General features: G+C 32.5%; 19 protein-coding genes. 13 read left to right on the forward strand and 6 right to left on the reverse strand.

The window, feature by feature from the left end; all coding sequences use genetic code 11:
* The first annotated feature begins 139 nt into the window (after positions 1-139).
* The gene (locus tag ACVBED_RS09645; RefSeq protein WP_447120079.1) at positions 140-658 is read left to right on the forward strand and encodes an ExbD/TolR family protein; all 519 of its coding nucleotides are present in this window, start codon (positions 140-142) and stop codon (positions 656-658) included.
* A 68-nt stretch (positions 659-726) separates the two neighbouring features.
* Here the strand turns inward: ACVBED_RS09645 and ACVBED_RS09650 are convergent, their stop codons facing one another.
* Complete coding sequence (locus ACVBED_RS09650; RefSeq protein ID WP_447120080.1) at positions 727-1098, reverse strand: rhodanese-like domain-containing protein; 372 nt, start codon at positions 1096-1098, stop codon at positions 727-729.
* 140 nt (positions 1099-1238) lie between these two features.
* Here ACVBED_RS09650 and ACVBED_RS09655 point away from each other — a divergent pair, with 140 nt between their 5' ends.
* Positions 1239-1721 (forward strand): hypothetical protein, encoded by a 483-nt coding sequence (locus ACVBED_RS09655; protein ID WP_447120081.1) that lies wholly within the window; start codon positions 1239-1241, stop codon positions 1719-1721.
* Between the two features lies 1 nt (position 1722).
* Positions 1723-2505, forward strand: a complete 783-nt coding sequence (locus tag ACVBED_RS09660; protein ID WP_447120082.1) for an alpha/beta fold hydrolase — start codon at positions 1723-1725, stop codon at positions 2503-2505.
* A 3-nt stretch (positions 2506-2508) separates the two neighbouring features.
* Here the strand turns inward: ACVBED_RS09660 and ACVBED_RS09665 are convergent, their stop codons facing one another.
* Entirely contained in the window at positions 2509-4032 is a 1524-nt protein-coding gene (locus tag ACVBED_RS09665) for a SulP family inorganic anion transporter (RefSeq protein WP_447120083.1), read from the reverse strand.
* A 47-nt stretch (positions 4033-4079) separates the two neighbouring features.
* Positions 4080-5084 (reverse strand): DHH family phosphoesterase, encoded by a 1005-nt coding sequence (locus tag ACVBED_RS09670; RefSeq protein ID WP_447120084.1) that lies wholly within the window; start codon positions 5082-5084, stop codon positions 4080-4082.
* Positions 5085-5305: 221 nt separating this feature from the next.
* On the opposite strand from ACVBED_RS09670, the gene rpmH reads away from it, so the two are divergent.
* Together rpmH and ACVBED_RS09680 are read left to right on the forward strand one after the other, a co-directional pair.
* Positions 5306-5464, forward strand: coding sequence for a 50S ribosomal protein L34 (gene rpmH / locus ACVBED_RS09675; RefSeq protein WP_447120085.1), 159 nt, complete (start codon positions 5306-5308; stop codon positions 5462-5464).
* 142 nt (positions 5465-5606) lie between these two features.
* On the forward strand, positions 5607-6317 hold the full coding sequence (locus ACVBED_RS09680; protein WP_447120086.1) for a cell division ATP-binding protein FtsE: 711 nt from the start codon (positions 5607-5609) through the stop codon (positions 6315-6317).
* A 6-nt stretch (positions 6318-6323) separates the two neighbouring features.
* On the opposite strand, the gene ACVBED_RS09685 is transcribed toward ACVBED_RS09680, so the two are convergent.
* The 3 genes from ACVBED_RS09685 to ACVBED_RS09695 are packed head-to-tail and all read right to left on the reverse strand — an operon-like array spanning position 6324 to position 9066.
* A complete protein-coding gene (locus tag ACVBED_RS09685) occupies positions 6324-6977 on the reverse strand; it encodes a tRNA1(Val) (adenine(37)-N6)-methyltransferase (protein WP_473094941.1) in 654 nt (217 codons plus the stop codon).
* Between the two features lie 48 nt (positions 6978-7025).
* Positions 7026-8480, reverse strand: coding sequence for a sensor histidine kinase (locus tag ACVBED_RS09690; protein WP_473094942.1), 1455 nt, complete (start codon positions 8478-8480; stop codon positions 7026-7028).
* Positions 8461-9066, reverse strand: coding sequence for a riboflavin synthase (locus tag ACVBED_RS09695; RefSeq protein WP_447120090.1), 606 nt, complete (start codon positions 9064-9066; stop codon positions 8461-8463). Before ACVBED_RS09695 ends, ACVBED_RS09690 begins: the two co-directional genes overlap by 20 nt.
* A 295-nt stretch (positions 9067-9361) precedes the next feature.
* Between ACVBED_RS09695 and pdxA the strand changes: the two genes are divergently transcribed.
* The 8 genes from pdxA (at position 9362) to ACVBED_RS09735 (ending at position 17122) form a co-directional block, all read left to right on the forward strand.
* A complete protein-coding gene (gene pdxA, locus ACVBED_RS09700; protein WP_473094943.1) occupies positions 9362-10435 on the forward strand; it encodes a 4-hydroxythreonine-4-phosphate dehydrogenase PdxA in 1074 nt (357 codons plus the stop codon).
* A gap of 85 nt (positions 10436-10520) precedes the next feature.
* Positions 10521-11042: a YceD family protein gene (locus tag ACVBED_RS09705; RefSeq protein WP_447120091.1), complete on the forward strand. Its 522-nt coding sequence runs from the start codon at positions 10521-10523 to the stop codon at positions 11040-11042.
* Positions 11043-11093: 51 nt separating this feature from the next.
* Positions 11094-11297, forward strand: coding sequence for a 50S ribosomal protein L32 (gene rpmF / locus ACVBED_RS09710; protein WP_447120092.1), 204 nt, complete (start codon positions 11094-11096; stop codon positions 11295-11297).
* A 108-nt stretch (positions 11298-11405) separates the two neighbouring features.
* Entirely contained in the window at positions 11406-11888 is a 483-nt protein-coding gene (gene accB / locus ACVBED_RS09715; RefSeq protein WP_447120093.1) for an acetyl-CoA carboxylase biotin carboxyl carrier protein, read from the forward strand.
* Between the two features lie 86 nt (positions 11889-11974).
* Positions 11975-13327: an acetyl-CoA carboxylase biotin carboxylase subunit gene (accC, locus tag ACVBED_RS09720; protein ID WP_447120094.1), complete on the forward strand. Its 1353-nt coding sequence runs from the start codon at positions 11975-11977 to the stop codon at positions 13325-13327.
* A 553-nt stretch (positions 13328-13880) separates the two neighbouring features.
* Complete coding sequence (rocD, locus tag ACVBED_RS09725; protein ID WP_473094944.1) at positions 13881-15161, forward strand: ornithine--oxo-acid transaminase; 1281 nt, start codon at positions 13881-13883, stop codon at positions 15159-15161.
* Between the two features lie 201 nt (positions 15162-15362).
* Positions 15363-16124, forward strand: coding sequence for a glycosyltransferase family 2 protein (locus ACVBED_RS09730; protein ID WP_447120095.1), 762 nt, complete (start codon positions 15363-15365; stop codon positions 16122-16124).
* Between the two features lie 26 nt (positions 16125-16150).
* On the forward strand, positions 16151-17122 hold the full coding sequence (locus tag ACVBED_RS09735; RefSeq protein WP_447120096.1) for a WaaS/CpsH family glycosyltransferase: 972 nt from the start codon (positions 16151-16153) through the stop codon (positions 17120-17122).
* Position 17123: the final 1 nt, after the last annotated feature.

A 17123-nucleotide genomic window follows, 5' to 3' on the forward strand; every position in this document is an offset into this window, starting at 1 on the left:
TTTTTATGCTCAATATTTAAATATTACGATTTATTTAAACAATATTAAATAAAGGCATTATTTTTGTAAATAAAATTTTAATTAATTACATTTAGTTTATTAAAAATCCAAATTTCTTAAACATTTTAAATTTAAAACTATGGAAAACATTACAGGAAAAGAAGTGAAGGGAAAACGTTCTTTAAGCAACAAATTGATTCGCGTGGACATGACGCCGATGGTCGATCTGGGATTTTTATTGATCACCTTTTTTATGTTTACCACCAATTTCTCCAAACCTAATATTATGGACCTAAGTTATCCGCCGAAACCGCCGGCAATAAATAATAATGTGATTGATTTTAAAGATCAGGTTACTTTTATCATTGGAAAAGACAACCGCGTTTTTTATTACCAAAGTGAATTGAAGGATCTAAATACCAAGATTTTAGAAGAAACCACTTTTGAAGGAAGTAAAATTGAAAAAATAATTTACGACTATAAAAAAGTGGCGCAAAAACCAGATTTTTTTACAATAATCATCAAACCAACTGATGACGCAAATTATAAAAACTTCGTTGATATGCTTGATAATATGGCGATCACAAAAAGTGACAGATACGGCTTATCAGATCTTAAACCTTTAGAGAAAAAGGTTTATGAAGAGAAAATAAAATAGCACAAAGTGATTTTAAAGAAAAAACAGCGAATTGAGGCTGTTTTTTCTTTAAAATAAAATTTTTTAATTTAATTTTTTTCCTGTAATTTTTTGACATTTTCCAAACCAATCCCGCTGACAGCATCGGTAATTCCGTTTTCTTTTAAAATAGAAATTGCTTTCCCACTTCGTTTTCCAGTTACGCAAAAAGTGACAATATTTTTCTTGCCTTCAAATTCAGAAATCCGGTTTTGAATTTCATCCAAAGGAATATTTACCGCACCTTTTGCGCTGCCTTTGGCAAATTCTTCCGGTGTTCTTACGTCAACCAGAAAAGGATCTTCACTCAGTTTTTCCTTTATTACTTTAGAAGAAGTTACTGGTAAATTTTGTGTAGGTTTTACTGTTGGTGCGCAGTTTACAAGTGCTAAAACTAAAACGATGGCAATAATATTTTTCATGTTTTTAAAATGAGATTTAGCCTACAATTTACAAAAATTCGGTGGTAAAATTTTCTGATAATTATTAAATAAGCATTATAATAATTTAAAAATTAATTCAAAATGTCGTTATGAATCATTAATTTTATTAAAAATTATTAATGAAACAATTATTCTATTTCTGCCTGTTAATCTGCTTTATTTCTTGTGATAAAAGTTCAAATACAAAAGACAGTAAGACTAAAACAGATTCTTTAAATGAAATTATTGCAAAGAAAAATGACAGCATTACAAAAATAAACAATACTAATTTTTACTTTGACTGGAGCGGAACACATAAATTAACTCATAATTCAATATCGAAAAATGGCGAGATCAGTTTTGACAAAACCGGAAAAGACGAGTACAAAGTTTCGGGAAGTATCAACGCTGGAAAAAATAATTTAAAAATTACGGGAACAATGAAAGTAGTGTCGGATATTTATATGAATTTGGAGGGTAAAATTATTCAAAACATTAAACAAGACGGCGCAACTTTTACGCGAAAAGAAAACAATACTTTTAAAAAACAAGGCAAGTTTTGGCGTTTGCAAAATAAAGTAAATGGTGCCGGTTTTGTAGATTACATCGATATTTATAAATAGTATGTTACACTACGAACTAACCGGAAACGGCAAAGAAAACTTAGTTTTACTTCATGGTTTTATGGAAAGTTCAGAAATCTGGAAGTTCTTGGAACCTCATCTTTCGGATCAATTTAAAATTATAAAAATAGATTTACCCGGACACGGAAAATCGTCAAATTACGGTGAAATTAACACGATGGAAATGATGGCAAAAGAGGTTGAAAAAGTGATTTCCGATTTAAATTTAGAAAAAATTCATCTTCTGGGACATTCAATGGGCGGGTACGTTTCATTAGCTTTTGCAGAATTATTTCCAGATAAATTAAAAAGTATAACGCTATTTTTCTCCACTTTTCTTGCCGATGATGAAGAGAAAAAAGAACAACGCAGCAAAAGTTTCAGAATTATAAAAGATGCTTTTAAACATTATGTGAGTGCCGGAATTCCGAATTTATTTAACCCAAACGAGAAAGATATTTTAGAAGGAAAAATAAATTTCACTAAAGAAATTGCCTTATCGACAGACAATTCTGGCGTTTTAGCAGCGGTAAAAGGAATGATCGAAAGAACGGATAAATTGGAAATTATACAAATTCTTGATGCTAAAATACTAGTGCTCGCTGGTAAACATGATTCTGCCGTAAACATTGAAAAAACTTTAAAACACCTTCCAGATAAAACCAACATAAAATCTTACGTTTTAGATTGCGGACATATGGGACAACTTGAAAAACCTGAAATTTGCGCCGCAATAATTAACACAGAATTACTTCACGATTTACCAAAGCATTTCATTTTTTAATGATTATTTGGGCATCACTTTATAACTCGGATCTTCCAAAATATTAACTTCGATTAAACTGTCTGCGTTTTGTAATAAATCTTTACAATCTCTACTTAAGTGTTTTAAATGAACGATTTTGCCTGCTTTTTTGTACCGTTCGGTTAATTTATTTAAGGCTTCAATTGCCGACATATCAGCAACTCTACTTTCCTGAAAATCAATAATTATCTCATCCGGATCGCTTTTTAAATCAAATTTCTCTGAAAAAGCCTGTGTTGAGCCAAAAAATAATGGTCCGTAAATATCATAATGTTTCACACCATCGTCATCCAAATATTTTCTGGCACGAATTCTTTTTGCATTATCCCAGGCAAAAACAAGTGCCGAAATGATGACGCCAATGATTACTGCAAGGGCCAAATTATGAAGAAAAACCGTTATTAAAGTCACAATAACCATTACGAAAATATCAGATTTTGGCATTTTTGTAAAGACTTTAAAGCTCGCCCATTCAAAAGTGCCAATTGCAACCATAACCATTAAACCCGTTAAAGCGGCAACGGGAACTTTTTCAATCAACGAACTTCCAAACATTATAAAAACTAAAAGCATCACACTTGCCACGATTCCTGATAACCTTGCTCGCGCACCGTTAGAAATATTAATTAAACTTTGCCCGATCATTGCACAACCGCCCATTCCAGAGAAAAATCCTGAGAAAATATTTGCTGCACCTTGCGCTAACGCTTCTCTATTTCCATTTCCGGTGGATTCCGTTAATTCATCTACAATATTTAAAGTCAGTAAACTTTCTATTAAACCTACGCCCGCTACGATTGCGGCGTACGGAAAGACAATTTTTAAAGTTTCAAAATTAAAAGGAAGATCAGGAATATGAAAAGGTGGAAATCCGCCTTTAATGGAAGCCAAATCGCCGACAGTTTTTGTCGGAATATTAAAAAAGAAAACCAATCCAAAAACCACTAAAATCGCGGTTAAAGAAGCTGGAAACGCTTTGGTATATTTTGGCATTTGCCAAATAATCAACATTGTTAAAAGTACTAACCCTAAAATACTGTAAAGTGTAATGCCTGTGAGCCAATTTCCTGAAGTGTCTTTAAACTGAACCAATTGAGACATGAAAATCACGATTGCCAAACCATTCACAAAACCGTAAATCACAGATTGCGGAACGAGTCGAATTAATTTCCCCAATTTTAATAAACCTGCAAGAAATTGAATTACTCCGGCTAAAATTACGGTTGCAAAAATATATTCAATGCCGTGCGTCTTTGCCAAAGCAACAATCACAATTGCCACCGCGCCAGTCGCGCCAGAGATCATCCCTGGTCTGCCACCAAAAATAGATGTTACAAATCCCATCACAAAAGCCGCGTAAAGTCCGGTCAATGGTGAAAGTCCTGCAATAAAAGCGAATGCCACAGCTTCGGGAATAAGTGCCAAAGCAACTGTTATTCCTGAAAGAATTTCAGTTTTGTAATCTACTTTTTGTTTAAAATTAAATAAATTTATAATTTGATTCATTAAGTTTTTTTTAAAAAACAAATCCACCTATTAAGTGGATTTATAGTTTACATATTTTCGTCTGCGATGATTTGCTTAAATTTTTCAACCGTATTTTCTAAAGTTTCGTCGCACCTTCCACCAGCGGCATTAATGTGACCGCCACCGCTGAAGTGTTTTCTTGAGAATTGGTTCACGTCAGTCTCGTCTTTACTTCTAAATGAAATTTTAATAAAATCATCATATAAATCTTCCATGAAAAATGCGGAAACTTTTGTGCCTTTGATACTTAAACCATAGTTTACAAAACCATCCGTATCTCCTTTCTGATATCCTAAAGATTTTAATTCTTCCCTTTTTAAAGTTAAAATAGCAACTTCGCCATCTTGCACAGTTTCTACTCTTCCTAAAACCAAAGCTAACAAATGCAAACGCGAAACAGAATTCGTATCCCAAGTATTTGAAGATATCATCGCGGGATCCGCGCCTTTTTCAATTAAATTTCCCGTGATTTTATGCGTCAATGCGCTAGTTGAACGGAATCTGAAACCGCCTGTATCTGTCATAATTCCTGTATACAGACATTCTGCTACATCTTTATCTATTAAATTTTCATCTCCCAATGCTTCAATAAATTGATAAATCATTTGAGAAGTTGCCGGAACTTCAGTATCCGAATAAACAAAATCAAACACGTCTGGCTGTTGATGGTGGTCTATTAATATTTTCTTTGCCCAAGATTTTGTGAGCCAATCTCCTAAAATTCCTATTCTAGAAGCGGTATTAAAATCTAAACAAAAAATAACATCAGCTTTATAAATCGCTTCACCCGCAATTTTTCTTTTGTAATCTGCAATTACTATTTCTTTGGAATCTGGCATCCATTTCAGAAATTTTGGAAAGTCATTCGGTACCAAAACGGTAGCTTCAATCCCTTTATTTTTTAAAAAGTTTCTTAAACCTAATGAAGAGCCAATTGCGTCGCCATCGGGATTATGATGTGTAATTATAACTATATTTTTATCGGGTGATAATAATTTTTTTATATCTGAAATTTCCTGTGAGCTGAACATTTTTTAAATTTTTTGAAGACTGCAAAGGTAGGTTTTTATAAGAAGAATATCTTAAAAAACAAACTATACTTTGCTTAAAATACTGATTTTTAGTGCTTTAATTAAATAATGTCCATTTTAATACTTTTGCAAAAAAATGAAGATTTGGTTTGTAGATTTTAAAAATATGTATATCTTTGCAATCTGAATTTTAAGAATAATAAAGGCTAAATATATAAGTCATGAGTAAAAGAACCTTCCAACCATCTGAGAGAAAGAAAAGAAACAAGCACGGTTTCCGTGAAAGAATGTCAACACCAAACGGTAGAAGAGTTTTAGCAGCAAGACGCGCTAAAGGTAGAAGAAGCCTAAGTGTTTCTTCACAACGTGCTAAGAGATAATTCTTTTTAAAAATATTATAAAATGCTTGAAAAATTTTTTCAGGCATTTTTTGTTGTTAAAATTTGCTAAAATTTAGGCTTTACGCTGCTTTTTTAATTATTTTTGACCAGCAATATAAATATTGAACCTAAAACTTTAAGTATGCCACATAGAAATGAAGACGGAGACAGTATCATCGTTCTAAAAAATGCAAAAATAGTCCAGAAAAATTTTACGGTTTTAAGTGATGTCAATCTGCACATTCAAAGAGGTCATTTTTGCTATTTAATAGGTAAGACTGGCTCGGGGAAAAGTTCTCTTTTAAAAGTACTTTACGGCCATCTTCCGCTAAAAGTAGGCACAGGTACCGTTGCAGGCTTTAAATTGGAAGCTCTTCGAGCGGGAGAAGTGCCTAATCTACGCCGAAAATTGGGCATCGTTTTTCAGGATTTTCAATTACTGACAGATAGAAATATTGAAAAAAACTTAAAATTTGTTTTGGAGGCTACGGGTTGGAGTGATAAGATTAAAATCGATGACCGCATTAATGAAGTCCTTTCCAGCGTTGGTATGAAAACCAAGAAGCATAAAATGCCGCATCAGCTTTCCGGTGGAGAACAGCAAAGAATCGCCATTGGGAGAGCGCTTTTGAACCATCCACAATTGATTTTAGCCGATGAACCAACAGGGAACTTAGATCCCGAAACTTCTAATGATATCATGACACTTCTGAAACAAGTTGCTCTGGAAAATAATTGTGCGGTGGTGATGGCAACGCACGATTACCACATGATTCAGAATTTTCCAGGTGAAGCTATAAAATGCGAAGATGGTAAAGTTTCCATTATGAATACGGCAGAACTATTTGAATAATTACAATCATTTAAATATATGAAAATCCTTCGTGATTTCTAAATATTGGTCTGAGAAAATTCTCGGACTTTTTTCTATCATAAATTCTAAAATTTCTGGAAGTGATTTTTGTTTTTTAAATTCCAAAATCACACGTTTCGGTTTTAAATTTTCCCGGCCAAAAATCGTAATTTTTTTTGAGATGAAAAGAGAATTTTGAGTAGCAATATCTTTAAAATCTTTTTCACTTTGGAATGGAATTACAACCGAAAATAAACCATTATCATCTAAATGAAGTGCGGTATTAACTATTAACTCGATAAAGTTCAGGTGAATCTTTTGACGCGCAATTTCGTCCCGATTACTTTGGTGCGTTCTTTCAAAATAAGGTGGATTACAAATAATTAAATCAAATTTTTTGTCTGATTGAAAGTTTTTAAAATCAATATTTTTGGCAGAAAGTCTATCAGAATACGGTGAATTTATAAAATTTAAAAATGATAATTTTTTGGCCTCTCCATCAATATCTATAGCAATGATATTAGCCGATAAATTGCGCTGAGCAACCATAAGAGAAATAATTCCACAACCACTTCCTATTTCCAGTATATTCTCGTAGTTTTCTACTGATGAAAGCGCGCCTAGTAAAACCGCATCTGTTCCTACGCGAAAAACCTTCAAATTTTGAAGAACTGAAAAATTTTTAAAATTAAAAGCTCTCAACAAGAATTAAGTATTTGCCGGCAGAGATATGACGAATCGGCAGCCTTTTCCCTCTTCAGAAGTAAGAACAATATCGCCGTCATACTCTAACACCATTTTCTTTACCATTGTAAGACCAAGACCCATTCCATTATTTTTTGAAGTAAAATTGGGTTCAAAAATTTTTTCCTGAAGCCTTTCTGCAATGCCTTTGCCATTATCTTCTACAGAAATATTGATTCTTTTATTTATTTGTTCCAGATCTACATTTATAATGGATTTTTTACCTTCCACTTTCGCCTGTACCGCATTAGTAACGACATTTACAATAATCCTCGAAAGATAAATCTTATCGATATTAATCTCAATGTTAGTTTGATTTGCATGAATATGAATGTTTTCATCGCTAAAAACATAGAGAATCTCTTTCACCTGCTGATTTAGATTCAGTACTTCATTTTGCTGCTCAGGAAGTTGCGCAAATTGAGAGAAAGCCGTTGCAACAGCCGCAACCAAATCGATCTGGTGCACCATAGATTTACTTAGATTTTTTACTTTTTCAGCGATATCCGGATCACCGCAATCAAATTTTCTTTCAAAATTTTGAATTGTTAATTTCATTGGGGTCAAAGGATTTTTTACTTCATGCGCTACTTGTTTTGCCATACCGCGCCATGCATCTTCTTTCTCTATAAAACTTAAATGTTCTTTTTGATTTTGAAGCTGTAGAATCATTTTATTATAGGATTTAACGAGAGAACTTAACTCGTCATTTTGAAAATATTTGATGGGCTTCAATTCCTTTTCAAAGAGTGTGATTTGTGTAATCATATTTGAAAACTTTGTCAATGTCCTAGTTAATTGCTTAGAAATCACCCAACTGAGCCATATACTGAACGATATAAGAATGATATTTAGGACTATAAATAATTTTAGATATTTATTAAATAAATCGTAATAACTTGTGTTATTGTGGTAGGAAGGCAGATAGACGATGGCAATAGGCACCAACATATTATTTTTTAAAACAAGATAGGAGGAGGTACTCGTAGAATTATTGATTTTATCAAAGTTTTCAATATCCACTCTCTTTTCCTTTCTTAAAACTTTATTTAAAATTGAAAAAGGTAACTTATTCTGTTTAATTAAATTCTCATCTTTGTTCGACAATAAAAAATTTCCCTGCAAATCGTACAGAATAACATCATGCTTGTTAATATCTGCAATCTCAAAAATTTTATTTTGAAGAATGTTTTTTAAATCTGTCGTCTGCACTTGCTGATGACTTACAGCATAATCCAGATAAGCCATTAATTCCTCAGACTGTTTCAACAGCTGCGTTCTGCTTTGCGCCTGTGAATTCGTTTTGAGCACAAAATAAGACAGGGCACTCATACCCATAATACTTAAAAGGCAAACGGTCAGAAATCCCCAAAAAATTCTATTTCTAAAACTATATCCCTTATATCTTTTTAGCGACATGATCTCTATTCATCAGTTTTGTAATATATTTTCCTATAATATCAAATTCTAAGTTTACTTCATCGCCAATATTTAAATTCTTCATATTTGTGAATTCCCACGTGTAAGGAATGATGGCCACAGAAAAATCAAAATCATTACTTTCAGCGACAGTCAAACTAATTCCATTAACCGTGATTGAACCTTGAGGCACGGTAACAAATTGTGAATATTCATCCATTCTAAAAGTAATAAAATAACTGCCGTCTCTATTATCAATTCCGCTCACTTTTGCAGTTTCATCTACGTGCCCCTGCACCAAATGTCCGTCTAATCTTCCTTCAAATTTTAAACAACGTTCAAGATTCACTTCAGATCCAACTTTCCACTCTTTTAGGCTCGTTTTTAGCAGCGTTTCATCAATTGCAGTAACTTTATATTCGTCACCATTTATTTGAACAACTGTCAAACAGCAGCCGTTATGCGCCAAACTTTGGTCAATTTTCAGTTCTTTTGTAAAATCACAGGTCAAAGTAAAATCGATATTACTCCCGTTTTTTTCAATATTTCGAACTTTTCCCGTGCCTTCTATAATTCCTGTGAACATTTTTATTTTTTTTAGGTGCACCACGTTTTATGCCAATTTAAAAAATTGGTACCTTCTTTTCGTTATATCTCTTTTTTTGAAGTGGAACGCCAAGAAAGAGGCGTTCTTAAAAAAGATGCCACTTCAAAAACGAGAAATGAGTTTCAACGGTTCAAATTAAGCATTTAAAAATAACTGAGTCAATCAGGGCTAAAATTTAGTATTTGCTTTTTCCGCAAGGAAGAGAAATACGAATTGGTACTAAATTAATTTTGTTAAATTTGCAATCTTTAATTACAACTTCAAAGATAAAGAAATGAGTTCTAAACATCATAAAATAAGAGTAGGAATTTCTGTTGGTGATTTCAACGGTATCGGTCCGGAAATTATTATGAAAGCTTTGAAAGATAAAAGTATAACCGATTTTTTCACGCCAATTATTTTTGGATCCGGTAAATTATTTACCTACCAGAAGAACATTTTTAAACTTCAGGTAAACTTTAATTACATAGAAGATGTAAAAGATGCGGTAAACGCAAAAATAAATATGGTGAATCTTTGGAAAGATAACGTTAATGTAAATTTTGGTATCCCCACAGAAGAATCCACCAAAATGGCGGTCGATTCATTAGAGGCAGCAACACAAGCACTTTTAAATAAAGATATTGATATTTTAGTAACCGCGCCGATCAACAAAGATGAAATGTTAAAATTAGGTTTTAAACATACTGGACATACGGGTTATTTGGAAGAAAAAGCAGGTAAAAAAGGAGTTATGTTCTTAGTAACAGAAGATTTAAAAGTGGCTGTATCTACCCATCACATTCCAATTTCTGAAGTTGCTGGTCATATTTCCAAAGAAACTATTAAAAAGCAGATTAAAATTTTAAACCAAACTTTAATAGAAGATTTTTGTGTTGAAAGACCTAAAATTGCAGTTCTAGGTTTAAATCCGCACGCAGGTGATGGTGGCGCAATTGGTAAAGAAGAAATTGAAATAATTTCACCCGCTATTCAGGATTTATTTGAAAATGGCATTCTCACCTTTGGACCTTATCCAGCGGACAGTTTTTTTCAACCTTCAAACTATACAAAATTTGACGGAGTTTTGGCTATGTACCATGATCAAGGTTTAGCTCCTTTTAAAACAATTGCTTACGAAGATGGAGTTAATTATACTGCAGGCTTACCATTTATTAGAACTTCACCAGATCATGGCGTTGCTTACGATATTGCTGGAAAAAATATTGCGGATGAACAGTCATTTTCTGAAGCTATTTTTACAGGAATTAAAATTTTTAATAACCGAACTGAGTACAACGAATTGCGTGAAAACAGACTTGAGGTAAAAAAACAAAGTCCTGAAAATAGGTACCGGGAAGAGAGATAAATATTTAATTTGCTATTTAAATATTTTTAAAGCCAAAAACATTTTGTTATCTTAAAAAATTAATTTATTTTTGCAAACCGATTTTATGGACAAATTTAGAAACTACGACATTGCATTTTCCGGCTTAAAAGATGGAAAGCATGACTTTAAATTTGAAGTAGATCAAGCGTTCTTTAATTTATTTGAGACTGAACAAGAGTTTACAGCTCCAAAAATTTCAGCAGATGTTTTCATGGTAAAACACGAGAATTTTTTGGAAATTCAGATCAAGGTAGCAGGAACAATTCAGTTAGTTTGTGATATTACCACAACAGATTTTGATTATCAAATTGAAAATCAAATAAAAGTTTTGGTAAAATTCGGAAATGAATATGACGACAGCGATGTTGACGTAATCACTATTCCCCGCCAGGATAATGCTTTTAACATCGCACAACTTCTGTACGAGGATATAGTTCTTACGGTTCCGATGAAGAAGGTATCACCAAAACTTTCGGCAGAAGATATTTCGCTGCTAGAAAAGTTTAGTCCGCAAGATGAGATAGAGACAGAAGATGAAGTAGATCCACGCTGGAACGCGTTGAAAAATTTAAAAAATAAAAATTAAAATTTAAACAATATAATTTTAAAGTAAAATTTAAAATTTAAAATTTACAAAATGGCACATCCTAAAAGAAGACAATCGAGCACAAGAAGAGATAAAAGAAGAACGCATTACAAAGCAATCGTTCCTCAAATTGCAAAAGACGCCACTTCTGGTGAAATGCACCTTTATCACCGAGCGCATTGGCATGAAGGTAAATTATATTACAGAGGAAAGGTTGTAGTAGAAAAAGAAGTTGCAACTACGGACGAAGACTAAAAAACTCGGTTTTAAGCCAAAAATCATACAAAACCACTCAAATTATTAAAATTTGAGTGGTTTTTTGTTGTTTTTTATTATCTTTGGCCTATAAATAATATTCTTTTTATGGACATAAAAGACATCCAAAATCTAATTAGATTTGTTGCAAAAGCAGGCGTTTCTGAAGTAAAATACAAAACTAAAGATTTTGAAATCAACATTAAAACACCTTTAGCAGGAAACGAATCTGTAAACTATGTGGCGCAACCACAAATGTATCAGCAATCTTTCGCACCACAATCAAATCCTGAGGCGCCAAAAATGGAAAGTAGTTTAACAGCCACTTCCGCAACAGAGCATGATAGTAAATATATTACAATTAAATCCCCAATGATCGGGACATTTTATAGAAAACCTTCACCAGACAAAGAAACTTTTGTAAATGTAGGCGATACAATTACGGCAGAGAAAGTGGTTTGTGTAATTGAAGCGATGAAATTATTTAATCAAATTGAGGCAGAAGTTTCCGGTAAAATTGTTAAAATTTTAGTGGATGATTCTTCCCCTGTTGAATATGATCAGCCTTTATTCTTAGTAGATCCTTCTTAAAACAATTTTAAATTTAAGATTATAAATTTTAGATGGACAGTCTAAAATAATTTAAAATTCAATATTTAAAATTTAAAATTTCTAAGATGTTTAAAAAAATATTAATAGCAAATCGTGGCGAAATTGCAATGCGTATTTTGCGCACTTGTAAGGAAATGGGCATCAAAACAGTTGCAGTCTATTCCACCGCTGATAAAGACAGTTTGCATGTGAGGTTCGCAGACGAAGCCGTTTGTATCGGTCCGCCTGCGAGTAAAGATTCTTATTTAAAAATTCCAAGCATTATCGCTGCAGCGGAAATCACCAATGCCGATGCAATCCACCCGGGTTATGGTTTTCTCTCAGAAAATGCTAATTTTTCTAGAATTTGTGAGAAAAACGGTATAAAATTTATTGGCGCTTCACCTGAGCAAATTGAAAAAATGGGTGATAAAGCGACTGCAAAAAAAACCATGAAAGAGGCCGGAATCCCCTGCGTTCCAGGCTCTGTCGGTTTAATTGATTCTTATGAAGACGCCGTAGAAATTGCTGCAGAAACTGGATATCCAGTGATGATCAAAGCAACAGCAGGTGGAGGTGGAAAAGGAATGCGCGCTGTTTGGAAACCGGAAGACCTAAAAGAAATGTGGGATTCTGCTATTCAGGAGGCGGTTGCCGCTTTTGGAAATGGCGGAATGTACATGGAAAAATTAATTGAAGAACCCCGACACATTGAAATTCAGGTTGCGGGAGATCAATATGGAAAAGCCTGTCACCTATCTGAAAGAGATTGTTCTGTACAAAGAAGAAATCAAAAACTGACGGAAGAAACACCGTCCCCTTTTATGACCGATGAACTTCGTCAAAAAATGGGTGACGCCGCCGTAAAAGCCGCAGAATATATCGCTTACGAGGGCGTTGGAACCATAGAATTTTTAGTTGACAAACACCGGAACTTCTATTTCATGGAAATGAATACCAGGATTCAGGTGGAACATCCGATTACTGAGCAAGTTATTGAATATGACTTAATTAGAGAGCAAATTCTTTTAGCGTCCGGTTCACCAATAAGTGGAATTAATCATTTCCCAAGGCTTCATTCAATAGAATGCAGAATTAATGCGGAAGATCCGTTTAATGATTTCCGACCTTCACCAGGAAAAATTACAGAATTAAATATTCCGGGCGGACATGGAATTCGTGTTGATACGCATGTTTACTCTGGTTACACAATTCCACCAAATTATGATTCTATGATTGCAAAGTTGATCACAACTGCGCAAACCCGTGATGAAGCGATTGCAAAAATGCGTCGTGCATTGGATGAATTTTATATAGAAGGTATTAAAACAACAATTCCATTTCACCGTCAATTGATGGAAAATCAAGATTATTTGGATGGAAATTACACAACCAAATTTATGGAAGATTTTAAAATGGATAAAGATTTTGATAATTAAAAATTAATTTTATAATTAACAAATACTGATATTTTGAATGTCAGTATTTTTTTTGCTAATTTTTTAAATAAACAAACTTAACTAAAATAGATTTAAAGAAAAGTGAATAATCCTATATTTAAATAAAATAATAACCATTTGATAACTTTTTTTTCATTAAAACATAAATAAAATCAATATTTTTACAATATTTTAATTCATATCACAAAATACTAATAATGATTTGTACAATTAAATATTTTGGAATTTTCATAATTTTCAATTTTACTTTTGCACAAAAAGTTCAGCCAAATAAGGTCGCGAAAGAAACCATCCAAAACTCACAATCAAAAAAAGAACGCTATTGCTGAAATGAAACGACGAAATGGTTGCACAATTCCAGACCCAAAAAAAATAGAGGCTATAAAAGAGGCACTTATCGGTTATGGAATGAATTTCGATTAATTTATTAATATTTATAAGTCAAATTACCTATAATTAAAATGTCTCTTATTGAGACTCTTTCACTCAAAGATTTGAATAATTATCGTTAAATTTGCAAAAACAAAATATTATGTCAGAAGTTTTGCAAGCAAGGGATTCACAGTACTTTATTGAATTAGAAAATAAATACGGAGCACATAATTATCATCCACTTCCTGTGGTTTTAGAAAAAGGTGAAGGAGTTTTTGTATGGGATGTGGAAGGTAAAAAATACTATGATTTTCTTTCTTCTTACTCTGCTGTAAATCAGGGACATTCACATCCAAAAATTGTGCAAGCATTAATAGACCAAGCACAAACTTTGGCTTTAACTTCCCGCGCTTTTTACAATAATGCTTTAGGTCCATACGAAAAATTTGTAACTAATTATTTTAGTTTCGATAAAGTATTGCCGATGAATACTGGTGCAGAAGCAGTAGAAACTGCTATTAAATTATGCCGAAAATGGGCTTATGAGAAAAAAGGTATTGAAGAAAATCAGGCGGTAATTGTTGTGTGCAAGGGTAATTTCCACGGAAGAACAACAACAATTATTTCTTTTTCTGATGATGACAATGCGCGGGATAATTTCGGTCCTTACACTGGCGGATTTGTAAGCATTCCTTTCAACGATATCAACGCTTTGAAAGAAGTTGCCAAAGATAAAAATGTAATCGGCTTTTTAGTAGAACCGATTCAGGGAGAAGCGGGAGTTTATACACCGGATGAAGATTTTATCTCTAAAGCACAGGCTGTTTGTCATGCAAATGGCATGCTGTTCATTGCAGATGAAGTTCAAACAGGAATTGCCCGTACTGGCAGTCTTTTGGCAGTTTGTGGTAATTGCACTTGCGAGAATCAATGTGAAAAACAATCAACTTATACAAAACCAGATATTTTAATTTTAGGCAAAGCACTTTCAGGAGGCGCTTATCCTGTTTCTGCAGTTTTAGCGGATGATAAAATCATGGAAGTTATAAAACCAGGTCAACATGGTTCAACATTCGGTGGTAACCCGATTGCAGCGAATGTGGCAATTGCTGCGCTGGAAGTAGTTAATGAAGAGAATTTAATTCAAAATGCCAGACGATTGGGAAATATTTTCCGCAAAGAAATGAATCGAATCATTGAAAAATCAGATTTGATTGTAAAAGTTCGCGGAAAAGGTTTGTTAAACGCAATTATCATCAACGATTCACCTGAAAGTGAAACGGCTTGGAATCTTTGTGTCGCCATGAAAAATAATGGTTTATTAGCCAAACCAACCCACGGAAATATTATTCGTTTTGCGCCACCTTTAGTTATTACAGAAAAACAGATTTTAGATTGTGTGAAAATTATTGAAAAAACGATTCAAGAATTTAAAAAATAGTCTTTTTTAAAATAGTTTTCAAAAACAAAATTGTAAATTTTAATCATAAACGCACAAAGATTGATTCAAAAGAGTAAAAAAAAATCATAAAGTTTATCTGTGTTATTCAGTGATAAAGGCAGAAATATAGTCGTAAATTCGTGGCAAATTTTTTTTACTTTTTAACTATTTACAATTTATTCATCTAATTTAGAATTTCAAATGAGTTTGCCGAAAGTTTCCGGTCTGATGATTACTTTTAACGAAGAAAAAAACATCCAACAGGTTCTGGAATGTTTTCGCTTCTGCCACGAAATTATTCTCATAGACTCTTTTAGTACAGATAAAACTGTAGAAATTGCAAACACTTTTCCAACAGTAAAAATTATTCAAAATAAATTCGAAGACTTTACAAAACAAAGAAATTTGGCTTTAGAAAATGCTTCGAACGATTGGGTTTTATTCCTTGACGGAGATGAGAGACTAACACCAAAATTAGAAAACGAGATTCTTTTAGAATTAGAAAAACCCACCACAAAAGACGCTTATTATTTTTATCGAAAATTTTTCTTTGCTGGAAAAGCTTTAAAATATTCCGGGACGCAGCACGATAAAAATTTTCGCCTTTTTAGAAAAAGCAGATGCCACTACGCCGCTAACAAAAAAGTACATGAAACTTTAGAAGTAATGGGTAAAATTGGTTTTTTAGAAAATAAATTACTTCATTTTTCCGTTGACAGTTATAGTTCGTATAAAGCAAAAATGATTCATTATGGCATTTTAAAAGGCGAAGAATTATTTGCGAAAGGGAAACGTTTCAATGTATTTACGCAATATTTAAAAACTATTTTTAAATTTTTTAAATCTTATATGCTAAATAGAGGGTTTTTGGATGGTAAAGAAGGCTATCAACTGTCATACCTTCAAAGTTTAAGCGTTTTTGAAACTTACGAATCCTTAAAAAAAGTTGGGAATAAATCTTAACTTACCTTTTCAGAAAAAAAAGTTTAATGAAAATCTGTATAATTAGTTTTGATTTTTGGAATTACGATGAACATATCGCCGCTACATTGCGCAAAAAGGGTATAGAAGCGCATCATATTAATATTGGTGCCTATAAACACAGAAATTTTTCTGCAAAAATTACTAATACTTTCTCAAAAGTTTTTCTTCAAAAAAATGTCAAAAATGAAAAAAGACAACAATTTATTTTAGACGAACTAAAAATGCTCGGTCATCAAGATCAAATTTTAATAATTAATCCAGAATTAATAGAAGAGAAATTTCATGTTGCAATAAAAAAATACACTTCCCGATATATTGCATATTTGTATGACAGTTTAGCGCGTTGCCCTGTGGGTAATATTCTCCATTTGTTTGATACCATTTACTCTTTTGAAGGTGCTGATTCTAAAAAATACGGCTTTACGAAAATTAATAATTATAATTATTTAGAGAAGGTAAAAACTGATAAAAATCCAGAATTTGACCTGGTTTATTTGGCTTCTTATGATGAGCGTTTAAAAATTTTATATAAAATCACGGAACGTTTAGAAAAAATGGGTTTAACTTACCAGTATGTGATTGTTGGTAAAAAATCTTGGAAGAAAAATCTATTAAAAATGGTTAGTTTCAAAGGTGAAAATGTATCAAAAAAATATCAAACTCGAAGAATTAATCAAAAAAATATACCTCAATTTTACATGAAAGGAAACGTGTTACTAGATCTGGTTCGTGAAAATCAAAGTGGATTAAGTTTTAGGATTTTTGAAGCAATGGCTTTAGGAAAAAAAATAATAAGCGATAATCAATCTTTGCGAAATTATGACTTCTATAAACCTGAAAACATTTTAATTCTTAATAAAGATCTAAGTAATCTCAATTCTATGTTTTTTGAAACACTTTATGAACCTTTATCCGACGAAATTTATAAAAAATATTCTTTGGAAAATTGGGTTGAGACTGTTTTTAATTTAAAATAGT

It is taken from the genome of Halpernia sp. GG3 (genome assembly GCF_052976925.2).

Excerpts from the sequence above, each read along its gene's own strand:
- ACVBED_RS09645 (WP_447120079.1), top strand. The coding sequence starts at position 140 with ATGGAAAACATTACAGGAAAAGAAGTGAAGGGAAAACGTTCTTTAAGC.
- ACVBED_RS09650 (WP_447120080.1), bottom strand. The coding sequence starts at position 1,098 with ATGAAAAATATTATTGCCATCGTTTTAGTTTTAGCACTTGTAAACTGC.
- ACVBED_RS09655 (WP_447120081.1), top strand. The coding sequence starts at position 1,239 with ATGAAACAATTATTCTATTTCTGCCTGTTAATCTGCTTTATTTCTTGT.
- ACVBED_RS09660 (WP_447120082.1), top strand. The coding sequence starts at position 1,723 with ATGTTACACTACGAACTAACCGGAAACGGCAAAGAAAACTTAGTTTTA.
- ACVBED_RS09665 (WP_447120083.1), bottom strand. The coding sequence starts at position 4,032 with ATGAATCAAATTATAAATTTATTTAATTTTAAACAAAAAGTAGATTAC.
- ACVBED_RS09670 (WP_447120084.1), bottom strand. The coding sequence starts at position 5,084 with ATGTTCAGCTCACAGGAAATTTCAGATATAAAAAAATTATTATCACCC.
- rpmH (WP_447120085.1), top strand. The coding sequence starts at position 5,306 with ATGAGTAAAAGAACCTTCCAACCATCTGAGAGAAAGAAAAGAAACAAG.
- ACVBED_RS09680 (WP_447120086.1), top strand. The coding sequence starts at position 5,607 with ATGCCACATAGAAATGAAGACGGAGACAGTATCATCGTTCTAAAAAAT.
- ACVBED_RS09690 (WP_473094942.1), bottom strand. The coding sequence starts at position 8,480 with ATGTCGCTAAAAAGATATAAGGGATATAGTTTTAGAAATAGAATTTTT.
- ACVBED_RS09695 (WP_447120090.1), bottom strand. The coding sequence starts at position 9,066 with ATGTTCACAGGAATTATAGAAGGCACGGGAAAAGTTCGAAATATTGAA.
- pdxA (WP_473094943.1), top strand. The coding sequence starts at position 9,362 with ATGAGTTCTAAACATCATAAAATAAGAGTAGGAATTTCTGTTGGTGAT.
- ACVBED_RS09705 (WP_447120091.1), top strand. The coding sequence starts at position 10,521 with ATGGACAAATTTAGAAACTACGACATTGCATTTTCCGGCTTAAAAGAT.
- rpmF (WP_447120092.1), top strand. The coding sequence starts at position 11,094 with ATGGCACATCCTAAAAGAAGACAATCGAGCACAAGAAGAGATAAAAGA.
- accB (WP_447120093.1), top strand. The coding sequence starts at position 11,406 with ATGGACATAAAAGACATCCAAAATCTAATTAGATTTGTTGCAAAAGCA.
- accC (WP_447120094.1), top strand. The coding sequence starts at position 11,975 with ATGTTTAAAAAAATATTAATAGCAAATCGTGGCGAAATTGCAATGCGT.
- rocD (WP_473094944.1), top strand. The coding sequence starts at position 13,881 with ATGTCAGAAGTTTTGCAAGCAAGGGATTCACAGTACTTTATTGAATTA.
- ACVBED_RS09730 (WP_447120095.1), top strand. The coding sequence starts at position 15,363 with ATGAGTTTGCCGAAAGTTTCCGGTCTGATGATTACTTTTAACGAAGAA.
- ACVBED_RS09735 (WP_447120096.1), top strand. The coding sequence starts at position 16,151 with ATGAAAATCTGTATAATTAGTTTTGATTTTTGGAATTACGATGAACAT.